Origin of the sequence: Variovorax sp. TBS-050B (genome assembly GCF_029893635.1) — a bacterium.
Classification (GTDB): Bacteria; Pseudomonadota; Gammaproteobacteria; order Burkholderiales; family Burkholderiaceae_C; genus Variovorax.
Genome location: NZ_JARXYR010000002.1, coordinates 3476266 through 3499876, shown reverse-complemented (window position 1 = coordinate 3499876; position 23611 = coordinate 3476266). Strand labels below are relative to the sequence as shown.

At 68.3% G+C, this 23611-nt stretch carries 22 protein-coding genes and 2 riboswitches; of the genes, 14 read left to right on the top strand and 8 right to left on the bottom strand.

Annotated elements, in window-relative coordinates:
• Positions 1-3: 3 nt before the first annotated feature.
• The 3 genes from M2165_RS19265 to M2165_RS19255 are packed head-to-tail and all read right to left on the bottom strand — an operon-like array spanning position 4 to position 2107.
• Positions 4-426, bottom strand: a complete 423-nt coding sequence (locus M2165_RS19265; RefSeq protein WP_280816188.1) for a thioesterase family protein — start codon at positions 424-426, stop codon at positions 4-6.
• Entirely contained in the window at positions 423-1304 is an 882-nt protein-coding gene (locus M2165_RS19260; RefSeq protein ID WP_280817577.1) for a DMT family transporter, read from the bottom strand. The genes M2165_RS19265 and M2165_RS19260 overlap by 4 nt, the downstream gene beginning before the upstream one ends.
• A gap of 20 nt (positions 1305-1324) precedes the next feature.
• Positions 1325-2107, bottom strand: a complete 783-nt coding sequence (locus tag M2165_RS19255) for an SDR family oxidoreductase (RefSeq protein WP_280816187.1) — start codon at positions 2105-2107, stop codon at positions 1325-1327.
• 106 nt (positions 2108-2213) lie between these two features.
• Here M2165_RS19255 and M2165_RS19250 point away from each other — a divergent pair, with 106 nt between their 5' ends.
• The 14 genes from M2165_RS19250 (at position 2214) to gcvP (ending at position 19591) form a co-directional block, all read left to right on the top strand.
• Entirely contained in the window at positions 2214-3917 is a 1704-nt protein-coding gene (locus M2165_RS19250) for an electron transfer flavoprotein-ubiquinone oxidoreductase (protein WP_280816186.1), read from the top strand.
• A 408-nt stretch (positions 3918-4325) separates the two neighbouring features.
• Complete coding sequence (locus M2165_RS19245; RefSeq protein WP_280816185.1) at positions 4326-4856, top strand: spore coat U domain-containing protein; 531 nt, start codon at positions 4326-4328, stop codon at positions 4854-4856.
• Between the two features lie 16 nt (positions 4857-4872).
• Positions 4873-5589: a molecular chaperone gene (locus tag M2165_RS19240; protein ID WP_280816184.1), complete on the top strand. Its 717-nt coding sequence runs from the start codon at positions 4873-4875 to the stop codon at positions 5587-5589.
• A gap of 154 nt (positions 5590-5743) precedes the next feature.
• The gene (locus M2165_RS19235) at positions 5744-8038 is read left to right on the top strand and encodes a fimbria/pilus outer membrane usher protein (RefSeq protein ID WP_280816183.1); all 2295 of its coding nucleotides are present in this window, start codon (positions 5744-5746) and stop codon (positions 8036-8038) included.
• On the top strand, positions 8010-9020 hold the full coding sequence (locus tag M2165_RS19230; RefSeq protein WP_280816182.1) for a spore coat U domain-containing protein: 1011 nt from the start codon (positions 8010-8012) through the stop codon (positions 9018-9020). Before M2165_RS19235 ends, M2165_RS19230 begins: the two co-directional genes overlap by 29 nt.
• Before the next feature lie 70 nt (positions 9021-9090).
• The gene (gene denD, locus M2165_RS19225; protein WP_280816181.1) at positions 9091-10107 is read left to right on the top strand and encodes a D-erythronate dehydrogenase; all 1017 of its coding nucleotides are present in this window, start codon (positions 9091-9093) and stop codon (positions 10105-10107) included.
• 70 nt (positions 10108-10177) lie between these two features.
• Positions 10178-11149, top strand: a complete 972-nt coding sequence (locus tag M2165_RS19220) for a TRAP transporter substrate-binding protein (RefSeq protein ID WP_280816180.1) — start codon at positions 10178-10180, stop codon at positions 11147-11149.
• Between the two features lie 85 nt (positions 11150-11234).
• Complete coding sequence (locus M2165_RS19215; protein WP_280816179.1) at positions 11235-11729, top strand: TRAP transporter small permease subunit; 495 nt, start codon at positions 11235-11237, stop codon at positions 11727-11729.
• Positions 11726-13003, top strand: a complete 1278-nt coding sequence (locus tag M2165_RS19210; RefSeq protein WP_280816178.1) for a TRAP transporter large permease — start codon at positions 11726-11728, stop codon at positions 13001-13003. The genes M2165_RS19215 and M2165_RS19210 overlap by 4 nt, the downstream gene beginning before the upstream one ends.
• Before the next feature lie 86 nt (positions 13004-13089).
• On the top strand, positions 13090-13971 hold the full coding sequence (locus tag M2165_RS19205; RefSeq protein ID WP_280816177.1) for a DUF4019 domain-containing protein: 882 nt from the start codon (positions 13090-13092) through the stop codon (positions 13969-13971).
• Between the two features lie 110 nt (positions 13972-14081).
• On the top strand, positions 14082-14627 hold the full coding sequence (locus M2165_RS19200) for a hypothetical protein (RefSeq protein WP_280816176.1): 546 nt from the start codon (positions 14082-14084) through the stop codon (positions 14625-14627).
• A 51-nt stretch (positions 14628-14678) separates the two neighbouring features.
• Positions 14679-14769: riboswitch (glycine riboswitch) on the top strand.
• Positions 14770-14781: 12 nt separating this feature from the next.
• Positions 14782-14894, top strand: a riboswitch (glycine riboswitch).
• A gap of 48 nt (positions 14895-14942) precedes the next feature.
• Positions 14943-16112, top strand: a complete 1170-nt coding sequence (gene gcvT / locus M2165_RS19195; RefSeq protein WP_280816175.1) for a glycine cleavage system aminomethyltransferase GcvT — start codon at positions 14943-14945, stop codon at positions 16110-16112.
• A gap of 51 nt (positions 16113-16163) precedes the next feature.
• The gene (gene gcvH, locus M2165_RS19190) at positions 16164-16535 is read left to right on the top strand and encodes a glycine cleavage system protein GcvH (RefSeq protein ID WP_126182265.1); all 372 of its coding nucleotides are present in this window, start codon (positions 16164-16166) and stop codon (positions 16533-16535) included.
• Between the two features lie 158 nt (positions 16536-16693).
• Entirely contained in the window at positions 16694-19591 is a 2898-nt protein-coding gene (gene gcvP / locus M2165_RS19185; RefSeq protein WP_280816174.1) for an aminomethyl-transferring glycine dehydrogenase, read from the top strand.
• Here gcvP and M2165_RS19180 read toward each other — a convergent pair whose 3' ends face one another.
• The 5 genes from M2165_RS19180 to M2165_RS19160 form a co-directional block, all read right to left on the bottom strand.
• Entirely contained in the window at positions 19592-19840 is a 249-nt protein-coding gene (locus M2165_RS19180; protein ID WP_280816173.1) for a hypothetical protein, read from the bottom strand.
• A 142-nt stretch (positions 19841-19982) separates the two neighbouring features.
• A complete protein-coding gene (locus M2165_RS19175; protein ID WP_280816172.1) occupies positions 19983-20933 on the bottom strand; it encodes a DUF3014 domain-containing protein in 951 nt (316 codons plus the stop codon).
• A 135-nt stretch (positions 20934-21068) separates the two neighbouring features.
• Positions 21069-21749: a dienelactone hydrolase family protein gene (locus M2165_RS19170; protein ID WP_280816171.1), complete on the bottom strand. Its 681-nt coding sequence runs from the start codon at positions 21747-21749 to the stop codon at positions 21069-21071.
• Between the two features lie 10 nt (positions 21750-21759).
• Positions 21760-22803: a nitronate monooxygenase gene (locus tag M2165_RS19165; protein ID WP_280816170.1), complete on the bottom strand. Its 1044-nt coding sequence runs from the start codon at positions 22801-22803 to the stop codon at positions 21760-21762.
• A gap of 55 nt (positions 22804-22858) precedes the next feature.
• Positions 22859-23473 (bottom strand): Pr6Pr family membrane protein, encoded by a 615-nt coding sequence (locus M2165_RS19160; protein ID WP_280816169.1) that lies wholly within the window; start codon positions 23471-23473, stop codon positions 22859-22861.
• Positions 23474-23611: the final 138 nt, after the last annotated feature.

Sequence of the window (23611 nt, the reverse complement as noted above, 5' to 3'; positions counted from 1 at the left end):
CTCCTAGGCGCTCACGAGCGCGCGCAGCCAATCGGGCAGCGGCATCGCCTTCTGCTTCGGGAAATCGACCCAGATCGTGGTCGCGCCGCCCGCGGCGCAGATCACCTCCGGTGCCTCGGCGCGTGCCATCGTGGCCCAGCTCTCGAAGGTGGTGCGCGCAGGATCGCTCACGTACATCTTCAGCAGCACGTCGCCGGGATACTCGATCTGGCGGTAGAAGTTGCAGAAGGCGTTGACGATCACCATGCCCTCGCCACCCGGGTCCGGCTCGAAGCCGATCGATCGCATCCAGTCGATGCGCGCGGTCTCCATGTAGCGGAAGTAGGTGCCGTTGTTCAGGTGCCCCATGGCGTCCATGTCGCCCCAGCGGATCGGGATCGCCATTTCGTACACGAGCTTCTTCTTTTCGGGGATGTCGATTCTCATCGGTGGGCCTTGATGGATGCGAGGATGCCGAGGACGAACAGCAGCGCCGCGAGCCATTCGGCGGCCTGCGGCCAGCGGCCGTCCCAGAGGAAGGAATAGAGCAAGGCGAACAGCGTCTCGCTCACGATCAACTGGCCGCACAGGCTCGCCGAAAGCCGCTGGCTCGCGACGTTCCAGAGGATGGTGGCGAGCCACGACGAGCCGAAGCCGCCCGCCAGCGCCAGCCAGAGGAACAGCTGGCCCTCGGGCTGGGCGCGAAAGCTCGCGAGGTCGCTGCCGGCCGCGAGCCACATCAGCAGCGCGCCCAGGCCGGTGGCGATGCCGAGCCAGTTGGCCCAGTCAGCCGCGTGCACTTCCGGGTGGCGCTTCAGCCAGGCCGCGTTGAGCAGGCCGTACACCGTCCAGCTCGCCATGGCGCAGAGCGCGAGCGCAATGCCGAGGCCGAAGCGGCCGCCGCCGCCGCCCTGCTGGGCCGACCACGCGCCGTGCACCATCAGCGCAATGCCCGCGCCCGTGAGCGCGAGCCCCGGGAGCAGCGCGCGCATCCGCAGCCCCGGCGGCCGGCCGAGCAGCATCATCCAGACCGGAATGGTGCCGATGATGAGACTGGGCACCTCGGTACCGGCTGCCGCGATGCCGAAGGCCAGCAGCAGGTAGTAGCCGCTGAAGCCGAGCACGCTGAGGCCCAGCGCGGCCAGCGCCTGCCGCGGCGTCGGCCAGCGCAGCGAAGCCGGACGCGCGAACACCGCGAGCCCCGAGATCGCGCCGAAGACCGCGAAGCGCGCCGCCGTGATGTCGACCATGCCGAAATGCCCCACCATGCGCGGCGCGACGAACACCAGCCCCCAGAGCGCACCCGCGCCCAGGCCGGCGGCAATGCCGATCCACGCGCGCGGGCTCAGAGCGCGAACCCGTCGTCGGCGGCGATCACCGCGCCGTTCACGAAATGGCTCTGCCCGCTCGCCAGCAGCACGATCAGGCCGTCGAGGTCCTCGGGCTTGCCCACGCGCTTGCGCGGCAGCATGTTGACGAGCTTGGCGCCGCCCTCGGTGACCCAGTGGTCCTCGTTGAGCTCGGTCTCGATGTAGCCCGGACAGAGCGCGTTCACGTTGATGCCGAAGCGGCCCCATTCGAGCGCCATGGCCTTGGTCATCTGCACCACCGCGGCCTTGCTCATGCAGTAGGTGCCGATCTGCGGCAGCACCTTGAGCGCCGCCACCGAGGCGATGTTGACGATGCGCCCGCCGACGTAGGTGCCCGGGGCCGAACCCCTGGCACGCGCGAGCATGCGCTTGCCGACCTCCTGCGCCACGAAGAACGAGCCCTTGACGTTGGTGTCGAAGATGTAGTCGTAGTCTTCGGGCGAGACGTCCTGCAGGCGCTGCGTGGTGCTCACGCCCGAGTTGTTGACGAGGACGTCGATCGGCCCCACCTCGGTCTCGGCCCGCGCCACGGCGGCCTTGATGCTGCCGAGATCGGTGACGTCGAGTTCGACCACGTGCGCGTCGCCGCCCTCGCCCTCGATGCGCGCGCGCAGTTCCTTGAGTTTCTCGACGCGGCGGCTCGCGAGCACCACCGCGGCGCCGGCGCGCGCGAGCGTCTTCGCGAACTGTGCCCCGAGACCGCTCGAAGCGCCGGTGACGAGGGCCACGCGGCCGGAGAGGTCGATGGTGTAAGCCATGAAGCAGGGTCCTGTTGAGTCGCCGAGGTGACGCCCTGCACTCCACATAAAATGTTTCGCGCCTTCAAGAAGCGTCCGAGCCTCAAACATTATCGACGAGACCCACATGACCCACGACGAAATCCTCGCCCAGTTCGGCCCCCGCGAATCCATGGAGTACGACGTCGTCGTCGTCGGCGGCGGCCCGGCTGGCCTTTCGACCGCGATCCGACTCAAGCAGCTGGCCGCGCAGCACGAAAAGGAGATCTCGGTCGTGGTGCTCGAAAAGGGCTCCGAGCCCGGCGCCCACATCCTCTCGGGCGCCATCATGGATCCGCGCGCCCTCAACGAACTGCTGCCCGACTGGAAGGAACTGGGCGCACCGCTCAACCAGCCCGTGACCGACGACGCGATGGTGTTCCTCGGCGAGAACTCGGGGCTGCGCACACCCGGCTTCCTGCTGCCCGAGTGCTTCCAGAACCACGGCAACTACATCATCAGCCTCGGCGCCTTCACCAAGTGGCTGGCGCAGCAGGCCGAGAATCTCGGCGTCGAGATCTTCCCGGGCTTCCCCGCCGCCGAGGTGCTCTACAACGAAAACGGTTCGGTGCGCGGCGTGGCCACCGGCAACATGGGGGTGGGCAAGGACGGCGAACCGACCGAGAACTTCCAGCTCGGCATGGAACTGCTCGGCAAGTACACCGTGTTCGCCGAAGGCGCGCGCGGCCACCTGGGCCGCCAGCTCATCAGCCGCTTCAAGCTCGACGAGGGCAAGGACCCGCAGACCTACGGCATCGGCGTGAAGGAAGTGTGGGAGATCGACCCGCAACGCCACCAGCCCGGCTTCGTGCTGCACACGGCCGGCTGGCCGATGAAGAGCGACACCTACGGCGGCGCGTTCCTCTATCACATGGAGGACAACAAGGTCACGCTGGGTTTCATCACGGGCCTGGACTACAGCAACCCCTACCTGAGCCCCTTCGAGGAAATGCAGCGCTGGAAGCTGCACCCGAACATCCGCTGGTACCTCGAAGGCGATGAGGCCAAGGGCATCAAGCCGGCCAAGCGCATCGGCTACGGCGCGCGCGCGATCACGGCGGGCGGGCTGATGTCGCTGCCGAAGACGGTGTTCCCGGGCGGCGCGCTGGTCGGCTGCGAGGCCGGCTACCTCAACGTGAGCCGCATCAAGGGCAGCCATGCCGCGATCAAGACCGGCATGCTCTGCGCCGAGGCCGCCTTCGATGCGGTGACGGCGGGCCGCCAGCACGACGAGCTAGTCGCCTATCCGGCGGCTTTCGAGAAGAGCTGGCTCTACACCGAACTCAACAAGGCGCGCAACTTCAAGACCTGGTTCAAGAAGGGGCTGGGCGTGGCCACGTTCATGAACGGCGTCGAGCAATGGCTGCTCAAGGGCCACATCCCGTGGACCCTGCACCGCAACAAGCCGGACCACCTGTACCTGAAGCCTGCCGCCGAGTGCAAGCCGATCGCGTACCCGAAACCGGATGGCAAGCTCACTTTCGATCGGCTCTCCAGCGTGTTCATCAGCAACACCAACCATGAAGAGCACCAGCCCGCGCACCTGACGCTCAAGGACCCGACGGTGCCGGTCAACATCAACCTCTCCAAGTTCGCGGGGCCGGAAAGCCGCTACTGCCCGGCCGGCGTCTACGAATTCGTGCCTGACGAAGCGCATGCCGGCAAGGAGCGCCTGCAGATCAATGCGCAGAACTGCGTGCACTGCAAGACCTGCGACATCAAGGACCCGACGCAGAACATCGTCTGGGTCACGCCCGAAGGGGGCGGCGGGCCGAACTACGTCGGCATGTAAGACGATCCACGGATCGGGCTCGAGCGCGCCGGAGGCATTGCCCCGGCCGCCTGAACGCGCGCGTCACGGGTGTGGGCCCCAAAGGGGCAACGACCCTATTGGCAAATTACGCCTGAACGCTACACTTTGTATTTGCGATCAATTGCAATTGTTAAAGAAATTGAATTAAAGCAGCGCAATTACAACCGCAAGGAAAAAAGTCACACGCCAAAGGAAAATATCAAAATTGGAGCAAATTTTGTTGAATTTGCTTCATTTGTGCTTCTCTTTCGTGCTCTCTGCTTATCCAATGTGCGCAAAAGCCATTTGGAAGACTAATATACAAGTTCTAACTTGTTGGTCTTAATTCGTCCGTGAGGGCGCAGCAAAGGTAAGGAGAAAGTGAAAGTGGCGAATATCAGAAAGTCCATGTTCCTGTCGCTCGCGCTCGCGGCGACTGGAGGGGCGCAGGTTGTGGGTGCCGCAACGGCCACCGGCAACATGACGGTCCAGATGACGATCACCCAGGAATGCCAGGTCAACGCCGGCACCGGCGGCTCCGGCGGCGGCAATGCCGTTCTCGATTTCGGCAGCCACGGCGTTCTGAATGCCAACATCGACGGCACCACGGCCGTCAGCGGCACGGGCTCGATCCAGGTGCAGTGCACCAACGGCACGCCCTACGAGATCGGTCTCAACGCGGGCGCCAACCCCACCACGGCGGGCGACGTCAATACGCGGCGCATGACCAACAGCGGCGCGTTCGTCGCCTATCAGCTGTATCGGGATGCCGGCCGCACCCTTGTCTGGGGCAATACCACGGGCGCAGGCGGCAATACGGTCTCGAAGACGGCCGACGGAACGGTGCAGAGCGCGCAGGTCTTTGGCCGCGTGCCGCCGCAAACGACGCCGGCGGCCGGAACCTACCTCGACACCGTTGTCATCACCGTGACGTACTGAGTCTGGCGGCGACCGGATGCAGAGGCTTCTCGCGCTCTCGGCCGCAGTTCTCGGTCTGGCCATTGCAGGAACCGGCCATGCCGCCTCGTTGCAGGTGGCCCCCGTGTCCATCGACCTGAACGCGCCCGCGCAGGCGGCGGCGATTCATCTGCGCAATCGTGGCACCGAGCCGGTCAACGTTCAGGTCCGCGTCTTCAAATGGTCGCAGGACGGCGGCGAAGAGCAACTGACGCCGACGACCCAGGTGGTCGCGAGCCCTCCCGCCGCCTCGCTGCAACCGGGCACCACCTACACCATCCGCATCGCACGCACGGCCGCTCCGGTGACCCGCGGCGAGGAAAGCTACCGGCTGCTGATCGACGAGCTCCCAGCGACCAACCTCGTGCGGCCCGACACCGGCGTCAACATGGTCATTCGCTATTCGATCCCGGTGTTTTTCGCAGAGCGCACCGCCGGCGCGATGCTGCGCTGGGAGGTGCGGCGCCAAGGAGACGAACTCGTGGCAAAGGCGATCAACACGGGCGACCGCCACGCGAAGATCGTCGACCTCGCGGTCGAGGAGCCCGGCGGGCGCATCAGCTTCGGAGACGGGCTCAACGGCTACGTTCTGCCGGGCAGCACCAAGGAATGGGTCGTCAAGGCGCGCCCGATCGCGCCCGGAAGCCGGGTCACCATCACCGCCAAGGGAAACGACCATGCGGTTAACGAGACGACCATCGTCGAAGGGCGCTAGGACGCCGCTCGTTCACCTGCAACGGTCCGTCGTCCTCTGCCTTGCAGGCCTGTCGGCGATCGCAACGGCCCAGGAGGTGCCGCCCCCGGACATCGCGGCGGCGGTTGGTCGGGATCTGCTGCTGAACGTTGTCGTCAACGATCGCGATACCGGCATGCTGGTCGCCTTCAAGCGCCTGCCGAACAACAAGCTGGCCGCCACGCCGGGCGATCTGCAGGCCGTCGGCATCCGGCCTGGCGCCGGAAGCGTGAATCACGACGGGCTGGTCCCGCTCGACAGCCTGAGCGGCATCTCCTGGCGCTACGACGAGCCGCGGCAGCTCATGCTCTTTCGTGCGGCGGACGAAGCCCGCCTGCCGACCAACCTCGACATCGGGGCCGGCGAGCGTCCGGTCGATTTCTCCAAGGTCCGCTCCGATTTCGGCCTTGTCCTGAACTACACCTTGTACGGTACCTGGCAGCGCGACCGCACGCCCAGCGGCGTGGCGAACACGCTCAACGGCAGCTTCAACGCACGCCTTCTGACGCCCTACGGCGTCGCCTCCACCACCGCCCTCGCGCGCTTCAAGCCATCGGACGGGCTCGGCGACCAGGGCAAGGACTACATCCGGCTCGATTCGAACTGGCGCTACACCGATCCCGCCAACCTGCTCGTGTACCAGGCCGGCGACAGCGTGTCCGGCGCCTTGTCATGGAGTTCCTCCTACCGCTTCGGCGGCTTCCAGTTCCGCCGCAACTTCGAGATCCGCCCGGACCTCGTCACCACGCCGACGCCGAACCTGACCGGCACGGCATCGGTGCCCTCGACGCTCGACCTCTACCTCAACAACATCAAGGTGTTCTCGGGCGAAGTCCCGGCCGGCCCCTTCGATTTCCGCGGCCTACCGTTCCTTGGCGGCGGCGGCGACGCCCGCATCGTGATGAAGGATGCGCTCGGCCGCGAGGTCGTCACCCAGCGCTCCTATTTCTTCGCACCGGACATGCTGGGCAAGGGCCTGCTCGACTTCTCCGTCGAGGCGGGCTTCCCGCGCCTCGGCTACGGGAGCGTGTCGTCCCGCTACGACCACAGCCTCGCGGCGTCGGGCAGCGTGCGCTACGGCTGGAGCGACGACCTGACGCTCGAAGGACATCTCGAAATGACTCGGGGCCTGTTGAACGGGGGAGCCGGCCTGGCGAAGAGCCTCGGCGCCTACGGCGCTGTGCGCGCCGCCGGATCGTTCAGCCGCTACAACGCCGTCACCGGCCGCGAAACGGGCGGCAAGGTCTCGACCTCCTACCAGGTCGCGCGCAACGGCTATTCGTTCTACGTCGGCGCGGACCGGACGTTCGGGCGCTACAACGACGTGGGCCTCGTGGTCGATCGTCGCCACGGCAACGATGCGCCCGTGTTCTCGCGCGCGCGCGAGGTGCTTCGCGCCGGCCTGTCCTTCCCGCTCGGCTTCGATCCTTCCTCCGTCAGCTTCGGCGTCTCGCGCGTGCGCGGCATGGGCAGCAGCATCGGCCTCAATGGGAACGTCAACAGCAACGGCCTCGACACCACGATCGTCAGCGCCTCCTGGTCGCGGACCCTGTTCGGCAATGCCTCGGTCTACGCCACCGCCTACAGCGATCTCGACAAGCACAACGCCTACGGCCTGTTCGCCGGCCTGACCATCCCGCTCGACAGCAACCTGACCTTTTCAACGGGCGCATCGCGTTCGGAACGCGGAGGCGTCAGCGTCGACACCAGCCTGACCAAGAGCGCCCGGGCCGCGGAAGGCGAGCTCGGCTGGTCCCTGCGCGGCCGCACCGACAACCAGGGGCCCGAGACCGTGGCCGCCTCGGCGGTCTACAGGGCGCCCTTCGGCGAGTTCGCGGGCTCGGTGCAGCGCTCGGGCTCGGCCAGCCTCGTGACCGGCACGGTCGATGGCGCGATCGTGGTCGCCGGCAGCGACCTGTTCTTCGCCAACCGCGTCGACGATGCCTTCGCCGTCATCAAGGCCGGCGGCTCCGGCATCGACGTCAATCTCAACGGCCGGACCGTCGCCACGACCAACGCCAGCGGCCGCGCCCTCGTGCCCTCCTTGCGCTCGTACCAGAACAACACGGTGGCGATCGACCCGAAGAACCTGTCGCTGGACTTTCAGCCCACGCAGACGCAGGCCACCGTGGTGCCAGCCGACCGCTCCGGCGTGGTGATCGACTTCGGCGTCAAGAAGGTCGATGGCGCGGTGCTGGTCCTGAAACGCCGAGACGGCACGGCCGTGCCGGTGGGGTCGGAAGTCCGGCTCGAGGGCACGGACCAGGTCACCGTGGTCGGTTACGACGGGCGCGCCTATCTCACGCAGCTCGACGCGCGCAACAATGTCATGGTCACGCTCCCGGAAGCCGCTGGAACCTGCCGGGCCAGCTTCGACTACGCATCGCAGAAGGAGACACAGCTTGAAATCGGCCCCATCACCTGCCGCTGACAATCATCTTCTCGTCCGGCTCGCGGCGCTGGCGCTGCTGCTCGCGCCCGCCTACGCCTGGGCGCAAAGCTGCACTTCGGCGAGCTTTCGGTCCGGATTCGGCCCGACCACGGTCGATATCGTGCCGGACACCACGGCCAGCGCCGGGGTGGTTTTCGAAGCGAGATGCACCTCCGGCAGCAACACCCTCGTCACCTATTGCCTCTATGTCGCTCCCGTCGGAACACAGCAGCGGGACAACAACACCTACTACGTCACTGCGACACCCGACTCGCGTCTCGCATGGCGGATGACCGGCGGCAGCGGCGGCGTCCAGGTTTCGAGAGACGGCGCGGGCATCGCAACCACGGGCCAAACCTGTGGAGGCGGTGCGAATGCGCCCTGCAGCACCAACACGACCTACACCATCACCTATCTTCCGCGCCAGCAACAGGATCGCGTTCGGCCGGGCATCTACACCCAGACCTTCAACGCGAAGGCGCTCGTCGGCGCCGCTGCGACGGGAGGGGGCACCGCCGCCTATTGTTCAACCCCGCCGCCGGGCACCCAGGTCGTCAACTCGACATTCACCGTCAACGCCAACGTCCTGACCAACTGCCAGATCGAGAACGTCGCCAACATCGACTTCGGCTCCCAGGGATCGGTCTCGACGGCCAATTCGGGCGCCACCGCCCTGCGCGCCTTCGGGAACGTCGGCGTGCGCTGCACCTACGAGACGCCCTACACCCTCACGATCGACAACGGCCAGCATGCCAGTGCCGGCGTGCGGAGGATGCAGAGCGGCAGCAATTTCCTCAGCTACCAGCTGTTCCAGCCCGGCTGCACGACGGCGTGGAACGCGACCTCGTCGCTCTCGGGCACGGGCAACACGGTGAATGCGATCAACAACCATCAGGTCTGCGCCCAGTTGACGGCGCCGCTCGCCGTCGCGCCGCCGGCGGGAACCTACACCGACACCGTCGTCATCACGGCGACCTTCTGATCGCCCCTGGCGCGGGGTCGGTCGGCCGCGGCGGGCTGCGCTATGCTCGCCGGCCAAGGAGACACCACGGATGCAGATCATCATCACGGGCGGCGCCGGCTTCCTGGGCGCGCGCCTGGCCCGCACGCTGCTCGCGTCGGGTCGGCTGTCGCTCGCGGGCGCACCGGCCGCCACCATTTCGCGCATCACGCTGGTCGACCGCGCTGCGCCGCCGGCCGATCTGGCGGCCGACCCGCGCATCGCGGTCGCGATCGGCGACCTGAACGAACAGCTCGCCGCACCCAGCGCCACCTTCTGGCGCGAGGCCGATGCGGTCTTCCACCTCGCCGCGGCCGTCAGCGGCGAGTGCGAGGCCGACTTCGACCTCGGCATGCGCAGCAACTTCGCCGCCACGCATGGCCTGCTCGAGAAGCTGCGCGCCCTCGGCACGCGGCCGCTCCTGGTGTTCGCGAGTTCGCTCGCGGTCTTCGGTGATTCCCCCGAGCAGCCGCTGCCGCCGGTGATCGAAGACCACACGCTGCCCACGCCGCAGACCAGCTACGGCATCCAGAAGTTCATCGGCGAGCAGCTGGTGGCCGACTACACCCGCAAGGGCTTCGTGCGCGGGCGCAGCGTGCGGCTCATGACGGTCAGCGTGCGGCCGGGCCGCCCGAACGGCGCTGCCTCCGGGTTCTTCAGCGGGATGATCCGCGAACCGCTCGCGGGCATTCGTGCCGCCTGCCCGGTGCCCGACGAGACGCCGGTGGCGATCGCTTCGCCCGCGCGCACCGTCGAAGGCATCCTGCGCGCGGCCGAGGCCGGCGACGCCGAATGGGGCCCGCGCACCGCGCTCAACCTGCCCTCGCTGGCCACCACCGTGGGCGAGATGGCCGCTGCGCTCGAACGCGTCGCTGGCAAGGCCGCGACCGAGCTGCTCGACCGCACGCCGGACCCCGCGATCCGGCGCATCGTGAAGACCTGGCCCGGCCGCATCGAAACGGCGCGCGCCCGCGCCCTCGGCCTGGCGCCCGACGCGAGCTTCGAGGCCGTGATCCGCGATTACGTCCGTGAAAATCCCGACGCAGTCAAACTGATTATTCGGGCATAGTCGCCCCTTTGCGTGAAACCGGTCTCACGGTTCCTTGCGCCTTTTTTCTTTCCAACCGAGGAGACACACAATGAAGTTGACCCGACTGGCCGCCGGCCTGGTTCTGGGCCTGGGCATGGCCTGCGCAGCCTTCGCGCAGACGACCATGAAGATCAGCATCTCGACCTCGCAGAACTCGCACCAGGGCGTGGCGATCGACACCTTCGCGAAGGAAGTCGAGAAGCGCACCAATGGCCGCTACAAGGTCCAGACCTTCTACAACGGCTCGCTCGGCGGCGAGCGCGAATCGATCGAGGCGGTGCAGCTCGGCACGCAGGAACTGGCCTTCTCCTCGACCGGCCCGATCCCCAACTTCGTGCCCGAGACCAAGATCCTCGACGTGCCCTTCCTGTTCCGCGACAAGGCCCATGCGCGCGCCGTGCTCGACGGCCCGATCGGCCAGGAACTGCTGACCAAGTTCGAAGCCAAGGGCTTCAAGGCGCTGGCCTGGGCCGAGAACGGCTTCCGCCACATGACCAACAGCAAGCGCGACGTGAAGGCTCCGGAAGATCTCAAGGGCCTGAAGATGCGCACCATGGAGAACCCGGTGCACATCGCGGCCTACAAGGGCTTCGGCATCATCACCACGCCCATGGCCTTCCCCGAAGTCTTCACCGCGCTCCAGCAGGGCACGGTCGACGGCCAGGAGAACCCGCTGCCGGTCATCATCTCGGCCAAGTTCGACCAGGTGCAGAAGCACCTCTCGCTCACGGGGCACGTCTATTCGCCCTGCATCTTCGTGATGAACAAGGCCACCTTCGACAAGCTCAGCGCCGCCGACAAGCAGGCCTTCCTCGACGCCGCGAAGGAAGGCACCAAGGCGAACCGCGCGCGCGTGGACGAAGACGACGCCAAGGGCGTGGCCGACCTGCGCGCCAAGGGCATGACGGTGATCGACAACGTCGACAAGGCCAAGTTCGTGGCTGCGCTCGCACCCGTGAACGCGCAGTTCGAGAAGGACTTCGGCAAGGCCAACCTCGACAAGATCCGCAACTACAAGTAGTTCGCAACCGGCTGCCGCCGCTCGACGGCCGGCCCGCCCGCACAGACTGGTCTGGCGGGCTTTTTTTGTTTTGAAGCAGGTGCAGATGAAAGAAAGATTCCTTGGCATCGAACGCTGGACCACCGGCATCTCGATGTTCGCGGCCTGTCTGATGCTCGTCGTCGCGGCGAGCCTCGGCATGTTCCAGATCGTCACGCGCTTCGTGCTCGAGCAGCCGGCCGAATGGAGCGAGATCCTGATCCGCGTGAGCCTGATCTGGATGGTGTTCCTCGGCATCCCGATGGCCTTCCGCCAGGGCGCGATGGTCAGCGTGGACGTGCTCTACCGCTGGAGTTCGCCCAAGGTGCGCCGCCTGCTCGACGCCGCCGTGAGCGTGGCCGCGCTCGCGCTCATGCTGGTGATCCTGCGCTGGGGCTGGGACTACGCGATCCGCGGCAGCGTGCAGAGCATGGCGGGCCTCGAGAGCATCTCGATGATCTGGGCCTACATGGCGCTGCCCGTGGGCGCGGTGTTCTCGCTGTTCGGCATCGTCGGCAACTACCTCGATCCCAAGCGCATGGAACTGGAGACCGCGCAATGACCACCACCATGATCGCCACGATGGTGCTGTGCTTTGCACTGTCGGTCTCCGTCGCCGTCTCGATCGGCCTCGCCTCGGTGCTGGGCATCCAGGTCACGAACGCCAACATGCTGATCTCCGCCAAGGAGATCTTCAACTCGATCAACAAGTTTCCGCTCGCGGCGATCCCGTTCTTCATCCTCGCCGGCAACCTGATGGAAACCGGCGGCATCTCGCGCCGGCTGGTCGAGTTCGCCAAGAGCATCGTGGGCGGCGTCCAGGGCGGCCTGCCGATGACCTGCGTGCTCACCTGCATGATCTTCGCGGCAGTGTCGGGCTCCTCGGTAGCCACCACCTTCGCGATCGGCGCGATCCTGATTCCCGCGCTCATCAAGCATGGCTATCCCACCTCGTACGCCGCCGCGCTGCAGGCCACGAGCGCGGAACTGGGCGTGATCATCCCGCCCTCGATCCCGATGATCCTCTACGGCGTGAGCGCCGAGGTGTCGATCGGCGAGCTGTTCATCGCCGGCTTCGGCCCGGGCATCCTGATCAGCGGCGCGCTCATGCTCTTCGTCTGGCTCTTCTGCAAGTGGAAGGGCTGGGGCAAGAACGACGGCGACGGCCGCATGCCCTTCGGCCGCGCGCTGTGGCAGGCAGGCTGGGCGCTGCTGATGCCGGTGATCATCCTCGGCGGCATCTACGGCGGCATCTTCACGCCGACGGAGGCGTCGGCGGTGGCGGTGTTCTACGCGCTGATCGTGGGCGTCGTGATCTACCGCGAGATCAAGCCGTCCGACCTGTTCGCGATCCTGCGCAAGTCGGTGCTGTCGTCGGCGGTGATCATGTTCGTGATCGCCAACGCGGGGCTGTTCGCGTTCCTGATCACGCGTGCGGGCGTGCCCGATGCGATCGGCCACTGGCTGCAAGAGGTGCTGAAGTCGCCGGCGATGTTCCTGCTCGGCGTGAACGCGGCGCTCTTCATCATCGGCATGTTCATCGAGACCAGCGCGGCCATCATCGTGCTCGCGCCGATCCTCGCGCCGGTGGCGGTGCACTTCGGCATCGACCCGGTGCATTTCGGTCTCATCATGGTGGTGAACCTCGCGCTCGGCATGATCACGCCGCCCTTCGGCGTGAACCTGTTCGCGGCCTGCACGGTGGCGCGCATCTCGCTCGACCGGATCGTGAAGCACCTGGTGCCGTTCGTGCTCGTGATCCTGGGCTGTCTGCTGGTGATCACGTACGTGCCGTGGATCTCGCTTTCGCTGCGCGATCTGGTGTACGCGAGGTAGCCGTCAGGCGGGCCGGGCGCACCCGGCCGGTGGGCGAGAATCTCTCCCGGCGCCCCCGCGGCGCCAGCAACCAAGGGAGAGAAAAAATGCAACGCTTCTGGATGAAGCTCGCCGGCGCATGGCTGCTGGCGAGCGCGGCGCTCTGCGCCCGTGCCGCCGGCGAACCGCTCGCCGAATCGGCCGACGAACTGCTGCGCGAGGCGCGCAGCGCGCTACGGAAAGTCGACGAGGACCGCCTCGGCAATCTTTGGAACGATGCGTCGAGCGTGCTCAAGGCGCGCGTGCCGCAGGCGGTGTTCATCGACACCACGCGCCGGGCGCGCCAGACGGTCGGCACCGTCAGCCGCCGCACCTGGCTCGGCGTGAACCGACGTTCCATCGCCGCCGGCGGCGACCAGCAACTGCCCGCGGGCATCTACGCGAATGTGGAGTTCGCCTCCGTCCGCATCGATGGCAAGCCGGGCGCCGAAAGGCTCAGCTTCTCGCTCGACGAAACCGGCCGATGGCGCTTCACGGGCTATGTGGCCAATCCGCCGGAGCTCGCCGGCGCGGAGGTCGCTCCCGCGCCGGTGGCCGCCACGCCTGCGCCTGCGACTGCGGCATCCATCGATGCGGCTGCACAGAGCGGCGCCGTGATCGCCGAGGTCGAAGCCGCCGTGCGCGCCTGGGCGCAAGCCTGGTCGGCCCGGGATGTCGAGCGCTACTTCGCCGCCTACGTGCCCGACTTCGTTCCGAACCAGCGGGTCGACCATGCCGCCTGGGAAGCCGAACGCCGCCGGCGCATCGCGAACCGGTCGCGCATCGAGGTGAACATCGAGAACCTCGTCATTCGCATCCACGGCGCCACCGCCACCGCCCGCTTCACGCAGCACTACCGCGCCGACGCGTTGAGCCAGACCGGACCCAAGACACTGGAGCTGCAGCGCGTGGACAAGCGCTGGCTCATCCGCAAGGAAGTCGCGGGCTGAGCGAAAAATCCGGCAGGCGGCCTCTCGACGCCGTGTAAGGCGAAAAGGTTCATGAAGATGTCACCGCCCGCCGCGATGCTTCAGCCCTCGAATTCCAGGGCTGTTGCGCCATGTTTCCAATCAAGACCGACAAGGCACGCGACGAACTCCAGGGCGGTCAGCGCACGCTGAGCCAGCGCGAACGCGCGCTGCTGCTGATGGCCGACGGCCGCCGTTCGCTGACGGACTTCGTGCCCCTCTTCGCGAGCCGCGCCGATGCCGAGCAGGCGCTGCAGGCGCTCGCGCACCGCGGCTATCTGCAGGTGGCGGCGCCCGCCGCGCCGATCGCGGCGCCCGCCCCCGTGCCGGCCCCCGTGGAAGAGACCGAGCCCGCGCCGCCGCCCGCTGCGGCCGACAACTTCGACGGCAAGCGCTCCCTCGCCACCACCCGCATGTTCCTGTTCGACATCTGCGAGCGCATGTTCGTGCGGCGCGATCCGAAGTTCGCAACGCAGATGCGCGATGCGCTGCGCGAGGCGCGCGACCGCGGCGCGATGCTGAGCATCGCCGCGCTGATGCTCACCGAGATCGAGAAGACCGCCGGCGCCGAGCGCGCGGAATCGCTGCGCCAGCGCATCGACAAGCTGCTGCCGCCGGCGACGGAAGCCATGCACTGAACCGGCCCGCGCCGGCCGTGCCCCGCGACCGGGGCGCCGCGATCCACTACACTCGCCGGGTCAGGAGAGAGCTTCGCGTCGCGGAGCCGCCGAAGGCGCAGGGACTTCCCGAACGCTCAGGCAAAAGGACTGACACAGCGCCGGCGGATGCCGTCGCTTCCTTGCTGGAGAGAGGCCCCCGCACCCATGCGGACGCGGCGGCCCACCGAAGGAGCAAACCCCGATCGTGGGGCGAATCTCTCAGGTAAAGCGGACAGCAGGGGTGGCCCATGGTTTGCGCCATGGAATTCGACTGCCCCTTTGGAGTGCCTCCCGGTGACTTCTGCCGCTTCCGCCGAACAACTTCTCAAGACCCCGCTGCACGACCTGCATGTGGAACTGGGCGCCCGCATGGTGCCGTTCGCCGGCTATTCGATGCCGGTGCAGTACCCCGCGGGCCTGATGGCCGAGCACCGGCACACGCGCGAGGCCGCCGGCCTGTTCGACATCTCCCACATGGGCCAGCTGCGCCTGGTCGGGCCCGATGCCGCCGCGGCATTCGAGACGCTGATGCCGGTCGACGTGATCGACCTGCCGCCCGGCAAGCAGCGCTACGGCCTGCTGCTCGACGACACGGGCGGCATCCTCGACGACCTGATGTTCTTCAACGAGGGGCATGGGTCGATCTTCGTGATCGTCAACGGCGCGTGCAAGGTGGCCGACCTGGCCCACATCCAACGGAAGATCGGCGCGCGCTGCGAGGTGCAGTCGCTCGCCGACCATGCGCTGCTCGCGCTGCAGGGTCCGCAGGCCGCGGCGGTGCTCGCGCGGCTTTCGCCGGGCATCGAACGCTTCGTGTTCATGACGGGCGGCGCGGTGCAGATCGGCGGCATTGCGGCCTTCGCCACGCGCAGCGGCTACACCGGGGAAGACGGCTTCGAAATCTCGGTGGCCGGCAAGGATGCCGACGCCCTCGCCCGCCTGCTGCTCGCGCAGCCCGAGGTCAAGCCCATCGGCCTGGGCGCGCGCAATTCGCTGCGGCTCGAGGCCGGCCTGTGCCTCTACGGCAACGACATCGACACCACCACCACGCCGGTCGAAGCCTCGCTGAACTGGGCGATCCAGAAGGTCCGCCGCGCGGGCGGCGCGCGCGAAGGCGGCTTTCCCGGCGCGGCCCGGGTGCTGGGCCAGCTCGCGGCAGCCACCGCGGGCGCGGCGGGCCGCACCGACCATGAGACGCTCACGCGCAAGCGCGTCGGCCTCGTGGCGCTGGAACGCATTCCGGTGCGCGACGGCACGGTGCTGCAGTCCTTCGAGGGCCAGGACATCGGCCTGGTGACGAGCGGCCTGCTCGGCCCCACGGCCGACCGGCCGATCGCGATGGGCTACGTCGCCACCGCCTTCGCCGAGCCCGGCACGCGCGTGCAGGCCATCGTGCGCGGCAAGCCGGTGCCGATGGAAGTCTCGACCATGCCTTTCGTGCCCACCCGCTACTACCGCGGCTGAAGCCAGCCGGCCGACCCACCTTTTGTTTTTTCCACGAGGAGTTTCTTCACCATGAGCATCAAGTACACCAAGGACCATGAATGGGTCTCGGCCGAAGGCGACGCGGCCACCGTCGGCATCACCGTGCATGCGCAGGACGCGCTCGGCGACGTGGTGTTCGTCGACCTGCCCGAAGTCGGCAAGACCTTCGCGCAGGGCGAGGTCGCCGGTGTCGTCGAATCGGTCAAGGCCGCGGCCGACGTGTTCATGCCGGTCTCGGGCGAGATCACCGAAGTCAACGAGGCCCTGCGCGCCGACCCCTCGCTCGCCAACAGCGACCCGCTCGCAGCCGGCTGGTTCTTCAAGGTGAAGCTCAGCGACCCGTCGCAGCTCGATGCGCTGCTCGACGCGGCCTCGTACGACAAGTTCGCGGCCGAGTCTTGATGCGCTGCTGAATACGGACAGCCGGACGCAGAAGGAAGACAAAAACTTCGCAGAAGTCGCAGAAGGAATTCATTTTTCTGTCTGCTTTCGCGACTTCTGCGAAACCTCTGCGGCCTCTGCGTTCTGGCCCCGATCCCGCCTTTTTCCCGACACCCGCCATGCCCACTCCCTCCCTCCCCTCCCTGCAAGAACTCGAGAACGCCGAAGAATTCCTCGCCCGCCACATCGGCATCGATGCGGCCGACGAGGCGCGCATGCTGCCGGTGATCGGCTCCGAGACGCGCGCGGAACTCATCGACGGCATCGTGCCCGCGGCCATCCGCCGCGCCAGGCCGATGCGGCTGCCGGCCCCGGTCACCGAGGCGGACGCGCTGGCCGAGCTGAAGGCGATCGCGGCGAAGAACAAGGTGTTCAAGAGCTTCATCGGTCAGGGCTACTACGGCACCCACACGCCGGGCGTGATCCTGCGCAACGTGCTCGAGAACCCCGCCTGGTACACCGCCTACACGCCCTACCAGGCCGAGATCTCGCAGGGCCGCATGGAGGCGCTGCTGAACTTCCAGACCATGGTCTGCGACCTGACCGGCATGGCGATCGCCAACGCCTCGATGCTCGACGAGGCCACGGCCGCGGCCGAGGCCATGACGCTCGCCCGGCGCAGCGTTAGAGCCAAGAGCAACGTGTTCCTGGTCTCGGGCGACTGCCATCCGCAGACCATCGAGGTCATCAAGACCCGCGCCGCGCCGCTGGGCATCGAGGTCAAGGTCAGCACCGTCTCCGAGACGCTGCCGCACCTGATGGTGAGCGGCGAATTCTTCGGCGTGCTCGCGCAGTACCCGGCCACCACCGGCCACGTGCACGACCTGCGCCCGCTCGCGGGCCATGCGCACCAGTGCGACGCCGCCTTCTGCGTGGCTGCCGACCTGCTGGCGCTCACGCTGCTCGCGCCGCCCGGCGAATGGGACGCCGACATCGTCTGCGGCACCACGCAACGCTTCGGCATGCCGCTGTGCAACGGCGGTCCGCATGCGGCCTACCTGGCCTGCCGCGACGAATTCAAGCGCTCGCTGCCGGGCCGCCTGGTGGGCGTGAGCGTGGACGCGCACGGCCAGAGCGCCTACCGCCTCGCGCTGCAGACGCGCGAGCAGCACATCCGCCGCGAGAAGGCGACCTCGAACATCTGCACTGCGCAGGTGCTGCCGGCCGTGGTGGCGAGCATGTACGCCGTCTACCACGGGCCCGATGGCCTGACCCGCATCGCGCAGCGCGTGGCGGCGCTCACCGCCATCCTCGCGCAGGGCCTCACGCAGATGGGCCGCGAGCCGGTCAACGCCACCGCCTTCGACTCGCTGACCATCCGCACCGGCGAAGACACCGCGAGGATCGTCGAGCGCGCGCAGGCCGCCGGCATCAACCTGCGCCAGCGGCTGCAGCAGCACCTGGGCATCTCGCTCGACGAGACCACCACGCGCGCCGACATCGAGGCGCTGTGGGCGCTGTTCGTGCCCGCCGGCACGCCGATGCCGCGCTTCGACGACCTGGCCGGCACCGCGCCGCGGCTGCCCGAGGACCTGCGCCGCACCAGCGCCTTTCTCACGCACCCGGTGTTCAACACCCACAAGAGCGAGACGGCGATGCTGCGCTACATCCGCAGCCTCTCGGACAAGGATCTCGCGCTCGACCGCAGCATGATCCCGCTCGGCAGCTGCACCATGAAGCTCAACGCGACCAGCGAGATGATCCCGATCACCTGGCCCGAGTTCGCGAACATCCATCCCTTCGCACCGGCCGAGCAGCTCGTGGGCTATGCCCAGCTCGACGCCCAGCTGCGCGCCTGGCTCTGCGAAGCCACCGGCTATGCCGGCATCAGCCTGCAGCCCAACGCCGGCTCGCAGGGCGAGTACGCGGGCCTGCTTGCGATCCGCGCCTTCCACGAGGCCAACGGCCAGGGGCATCGCGACATCTGCCTGATCCCCTCGTCGGCGCACGGCACCAACCCCGCGAGCGCACAGATGGTGGGCCTGCAGGTGGTGGTCACGGCCTGCGACGCGCAGGGCAACGTCGACATGGACGACCTGAAGCGCGCCTGCGAGAAGCACAGCGAGCGGCTCGCGGCGGTGATGATCACCTACCCCAGCACGCACGGCGTGTTCGAGACCCGGGTGAAGGAGCTGTGCGAGCTCGTGCACGAACACGGCGGCCGCGTGTACGTGGACGGCGCCAACATGAACGCGCTGGTCGGCGTGGCCGCGCCGGGCGAGTTCGGCGGCGACGTGAGCCACCTGAACCTGCACAAGACCTTCTGCATCCCGCACGGCGGCGGCGGCCCGGGCGTGGGACCGGTCTGCGTGGTCGAGGACCTCGTGCCCTACCTGCCGGGCCATGCGACCGCGGGTTCCACGGGCCACGGCGTTGGCGCGGTTTCGGCCGCGCCGCTCGGCAATGCGGCCGTGCTGCCGATCAGCTGGATGTACTGCCGGATGATGGGCGCCAAGGGCCTGCAGGCCGCGACCGAGACCGCGATCCTGAGCGCCAACTACATCAGCGCGCGGCTCAAGGACCACTATCCGACGCTGTACGCGAGCCCCAACGGGCACGTGGCGCACGAGTGCATCCTCGACCTGCGCCCGCTCAAGGAGACCAGCGGCGTCACCGCCGAGGACGTCGCCAAGCGGCTGATCGACTACGGCTTCCATGCGCCCACGCTAAGCTTTCCGGTGCCGGGCACGCTGATGGTGGAGCCCACCGAGAGCGAGCCGCTGGCCGAGCTCGACCGCTTCGTCGACGCGATGATCGCGATCCGCGGCGAGATCCGGCGCGTCGAGGAAGGCGTCTGGCCGCGCGACGACAACCCGCTCAAGCATGCGCCGCACACCGCCGCCAGCCTGCTGGGCAGCGAATGGACGCATCCGTACTCGCGCGAGCTCGGCGCCTATCCGCTCGCCGCGCTCAAGCAGGCCAAGTACTGGCCGCCGGTGGGCCGGGTCGACAACGTCTACGGCGACCGCAACCTGTTCTGCAGCTGCGTGCCGGTCGGCGACTACCAGGAAGCCTGATCAGGATTCGCGGCGGTAGATCGCCCACTTCACGGTGAGCAGGTCCGCCGCGATCTTGGCGGCATTGACGCCGGCATAGTCCTGCGCGGGGTCGAACTCGAAGCCTTCCTGGTAACGCTTGACCTCCGCATAGTCCTGGTCGAAGGTCATCGGACCCATAAGTTCGCTCGGGTCGGTGCCGGCGGGCAGCGCCAGGAATTTCTCGGGATCGGTGGCACTCTGGTAGAGGTCGACGCTCATCAGGCTCATACGGTGGTCCTCGAAATCTTTGCAGCAAATCGTGAAGGCCAGGCGCGGTGCCGTCCGGCGGCCGCGCCCTCGTGGGTCGGCCGATCATCTGCGCCATCGGCGCCGCGCGCAATCGGTCCGCGCCTACAGGCGCCGCCCGGCGTCAGGACTGCGGCTGCGACGACGGCTGCTTCTGCTTCTTCGCGATGTCGCCCGTGGCGATCTGCGCGCGAAAGCCGCGCAGGCTGGCCTTGAGCCGGCGCTCGTTCTCGAGGCCGACGCGCACCATGATCTTCTGGCCCGACGAGAGCGCTTCGAGTTCGGGGTCGGCGTATTCGTAGCGCACCCAGGGCCGCTGCGAGGGCACGCTGCCCTTGACCTCGACCAGGCGCACCCGCACCGGCCCGGCGGGCTCGGGCGCCTGCAGCAGGTGGTCGATCACGGCCACGAGCCGGTCGTTGAAGTAGCGGCCCGGGTAGCCGAGCTCTTCATAGGCCTGCTGGAACAGCGGATAGAGCCGCGCATACGCCTTGGCCGCCTTGGCCGCGTCGACCGACTGCGCGAGCTGCACCAGCGGCGCGTAGCGCGCGGCATTGCGGGCATCGATGACTTCGGCACCGCCCTGCTGCCCGGTGATGAAGCGCTGCTTGGCCGGATGCACGGGCCAACGGCTCGCGGGCGCGTGCTCGCGCGGAAGGTTGTCCACCGTGGCGACGAAGCGGCGCACCACGCCGTCGGGCAGCAGGAATTCCGAGACGTTGCGGCTGCCGAACACCTCGGCCAGCGCCTTCGCCACGCGCGAATCGGAATCCGCCACCGCGGGCAGTCCGGCATCGGGCGGCGCCAGGCCTTCCAGCGGGTTGTGCGGTTCCAGCAATTCCGGCAGCGGCGAAAGCGGGGGCACCACCGGGCCGTCGTTCGGTGCGGCCGCCACCGCTGGCGCCGGTTCGGCCGGCACCGGCTGCTGTTGCTGGTACCAGCGCCATCCCAGGAAAGCCGCCGCGAGCGCCAGCAGCACGATCACGACCATCGTGCCCGTCGAACTCTCGCGGCGCGGTCTGAATGCGGGCGCTTCGGCGGTGTCGCGAATCTCGGGGATGTCTGGTTCGGGCATGTCGGCGGTTTCCTTTTGCAAAGCGCAGTGGGAGACGAACGCCGATGGTGCATCAATCGAGGCCGCACCCGGCGTCCGTGCTCGTAACGCCGTGTGACGTCTGCCAGCCGCCGAAGTTCAGCCAGCGGCTGCGACCTATTGCACGTTGTGACTCGCCGTGAGCGACTGCAACCAGACCAGCGTGCCCTGCAGCTCGGCGGGCCGGATCTCGTGCCCGCCCGGGAAGTCGGCGCCCGAGAGCGCCAGCGGCAGGCCGCGCGCCAGCGCACGCGTGGCCTCGGCCGCACTCGCCGGGATCACGCTGTCGGCGCTGCCGTGACTGACCCAGAGCGCCCTGCCCTCGAAGGCTTCGGGCGGCGCGACGTGCGGCACCACCTGCTGCAGCAGCCGGCCGTGCCAGACCATCGCCGCGCCCACCTTGCCCGGCTGGGTCAGCAGCAGCGAAAGCGCCATGATCCCGCCCTGACTGAAGCCGCCGACCACCACGCGTTCGGCCGGCACGCCGAGCTGCTGCGCGGCCGAGGCCACCATCTCGCCGACCAGGAAGCGGCTCTCGCGCTCCTGTTCCTCGTCGATGCGCCGCTCGCCGCCGGGCAGTTGCTGGAACTCGAACCAGGCATAGGCATCGGGCGACAGCACGTACGGCGCGCGCAGGCTCAGCACGTGGAACTGCGGCGGCATCAGCCGCGCGAGGCCGAACAGGTCCTGCTCGTTGCTGCCCACGCCGTGCATCAGCACCAGCAGCCACGGCTCGCGCACGTTCGCACCCGCGGGCTGCTCGAGAAACTTCAGGGGCAGATGAAGCTGCTGCGCCATGCGCGGCCTCTCAGGCAAAGCCGCGCGCCAGCGCGCGCGTGATCTCGGCGGCCGGCAGCTCGCGGCAGCCGGTGGTGTTCTGGCCCGACCAGAGCGGAGAGAAGTCCCCGCTGCCCTGCGCCTCGGCCTTGGCGCGCAGCGGCGCGATGCCCGAGGTGGCGAGCGGGAATTCGGGCGCCGCGGCACCGATGGGTCCGAGGTCGCGCATTACGCGGTTGACTATCCCGCGCGCGGGCCGTCCGGTGAAGAGGTTGGTCAGCGCCGTGTGGCGCGCCGCCTCGCTCTGGAGCGCCGCGCGGTGCACGGCACTCGTCGTGGCTTCGGGCGCGAGCATGTAGGCCGTGCCCACCTGCACGCCCGCCGCGCCCAGCTTCATCGCGGCGGCCACGCCGGCGGCATCGACGATGCCGCCGGCCGCGATCACCGGCACGCGCACCGCGCGCACCAGCTGCGGCAGGAGCGCGAAGGTGCCGAGCTGCTTCGTGAGGTCGTGCGAGAGGAAGTGCCCGCGGTGCCCGCCCGCCTCAAGGCCCTGCGCGATGACGGCATCGACGCCGTGCGCCTCGAGCCACAGCGCCTCGTCGACCGTGGTGGCGGAGCCCAGGATCTTCGAACCCCATCCGCGCACCTGCGCCAGCAGCGCCTCGGGCGGCAGCCCGAAATGGAAGCTCACCACCGGCGGCCGGAATTCGGCGAGCACCTCGGCCACCGCGGCGCTGAAGGGATTGCGCCCCGGCCCGGCCGGAATGGCGGCCGCATCGATGCCGAACTCGCGGTAGTACGGCGACAGCGCCTCGCGCCACGTCGCCTCGCGCGCCGCATCGGGTGCGGGCGAAACATGCGCGAAGAAGTTGAGGTTGTAGGGCTTGCCGGTGCCCGCGCGGATCGCGGCGACCTCGCTGCGGATCGCGTCGTTGCCGAGCATCGCGCAGGGCAGCGAGCCGAGCCCGCCCGCATTGCTGACGGCGATCGCCATGGCGCTGCCCTGCACGCCGGCCATCGGGGCCTGGATCAATGGAAGCTCGGTGCCGAGGAGTTGCTGCAGTGTGGTCATTCGGAGGTCCTGTTTGTCGGCGGCCATTCTGCGACGAGCGGCAAACCCGGTGCGTTCAGGGGGCCGGCGCCGCCGGCAGCCGCCGCTCGAGCCAGCGCAGGCCGAAGGCCATCGCGAGAAAGACCGCGGCGACCCCGGCCGAATTGAGCACGGCGCGCGCGAGACCGATCCTCGCCACGTCCATGAAGGGATAGGGATACCAGTCGACGAACGCGCCGCGCACGAAGGTGTAGACGATCCAGGCCAGGGGCAGCAGCACCGCGCGGCCGATGGTGCCGCGATCGGTGCGCGGGCGCGGGCCCACGAGCAGCCAGCCGAGCACCGCGCCGAGCGGCGTCACGGTGTGCAGCAGGAAATTGGCGAGTTCCCCCGACGGCGTGAGCTCGCGCAAGCCGGTGAGCAGCGCATGGAACACGACGCCCGTGACCGCGATGCACAGCAGCGCCGTGAGCCGCAGCACGCGGAACAGCGCGCCGTCGTGCGCAGGCCGGAAGACCAGCAGCGCGCAGACGCCGCCGATCAGCAGGTTCGAATCGATCGTGAAATAGCTGAACAGGCGCACCAGTCGCTCGAACTGCGTCGGCGCGAGGCCCGGCCCATGGAGGATCGCGCTCGCGAGCTCGAGCCCCACACCCCCAGCCGCCGCAAGCGCGACCACGGCGTGCAGCACGCGCGCCAGCGCCAGTGGGCCCCGGGCGGCCCTGGGGGGTGTCGATGTGGTGGGTTGAGGCATCGGGTTCAGGCGCCGCTTCGCGTGTCCAGCGCCTGCATCCATGCCGCTATGTCATGCTGGCTGCGGGGGACACGC

Excerpts from the sequence above, each read along its gene's own strand:
- M2165_RS19265 (WP_280816188.1), bottom strand. The coding sequence starts at position 426 with ATGAGAATCGACATCCCCGAAAAGAAGAAGCTCGTGTACGAAATGGCG.
- M2165_RS19255 (WP_280816187.1), bottom strand. The coding sequence starts at position 2,107 with ATGGCTTACACCATCGACCTCTCCGGCCGCGTGGCCCTCGTCACCGGC.
- M2165_RS19250 (WP_280816186.1), top strand. The coding sequence starts at position 2,214 with ATGACCCACGACGAAATCCTCGCCCAGTTCGGCCCCCGCGAATCCATG.
- M2165_RS19245 (WP_280816185.1), top strand. The coding sequence starts at position 4,326 with ATGTTCCTGTCGCTCGCGCTCGCGGCGACTGGAGGGGCGCAGGTTGTG.
- M2165_RS19240 (WP_280816184.1), top strand. The coding sequence starts at position 4,873 with ATGCAGAGGCTTCTCGCGCTCTCGGCCGCAGTTCTCGGTCTGGCCATT.
- M2165_RS19235 (WP_280816183.1), top strand. The coding sequence starts at position 5,744 with ATGCTGGTCGCCTTCAAGCGCCTGCCGAACAACAAGCTGGCCGCCACG.
- denD (WP_280816181.1), top strand. The coding sequence starts at position 9,091 with ATGCAGATCATCATCACGGGCGGCGCCGGCTTCCTGGGCGCGCGCCTG.
- M2165_RS19220 (WP_280816180.1), top strand. The coding sequence starts at position 10,178 with ATGAAGTTGACCCGACTGGCCGCCGGCCTGGTTCTGGGCCTGGGCATG.
- M2165_RS19215 (WP_280816179.1), top strand. The coding sequence starts at position 11,235 with ATGAAAGAAAGATTCCTTGGCATCGAACGCTGGACCACCGGCATCTCG.
- M2165_RS19210 (WP_280816178.1), top strand. The coding sequence starts at position 11,726 with ATGACCACCACCATGATCGCCACGATGGTGCTGTGCTTTGCACTGTCG.
- M2165_RS19205 (WP_280816177.1), top strand. The coding sequence starts at position 13,090 with ATGCAACGCTTCTGGATGAAGCTCGCCGGCGCATGGCTGCTGGCGAGC.
- M2165_RS19200 (WP_280816176.1), top strand. The coding sequence starts at position 14,082 with ATGTTTCCAATCAAGACCGACAAGGCACGCGACGAACTCCAGGGCGGT.
- gcvH (WP_126182265.1), top strand. The coding sequence starts at position 16,164 with ATGAGCATCAAGTACACCAAGGACCATGAATGGGTCTCGGCCGAAGGC.
- gcvP (WP_280816174.1), top strand. The coding sequence starts at position 16,694 with ATGCCCACTCCCTCCCTCCCCTCCCTGCAAGAACTCGAGAACGCCGAA.
- M2165_RS19180 (WP_280816173.1), bottom strand. The coding sequence starts at position 19,840 with ATGAGCCTGATGAGCGTCGACCTCTACCAGAGTGCCACCGATCCCGAG.
- M2165_RS19175 (WP_280816172.1), bottom strand. The coding sequence starts at position 20,933 with ATGCCCGAACCAGACATCCCCGAGATTCGCGACACCGCCGAAGCGCCC.
- M2165_RS19170 (WP_280816171.1), bottom strand. The coding sequence starts at position 21,749 with ATGGCGCAGCAGCTTCATCTGCCCCTGAAGTTTCTCGAGCAGCCCGCG.
- M2165_RS19165 (WP_280816170.1), bottom strand. The coding sequence starts at position 22,803 with ATGACCACACTGCAGCAACTCCTCGGCACCGAGCTTCCATTGATCCAG.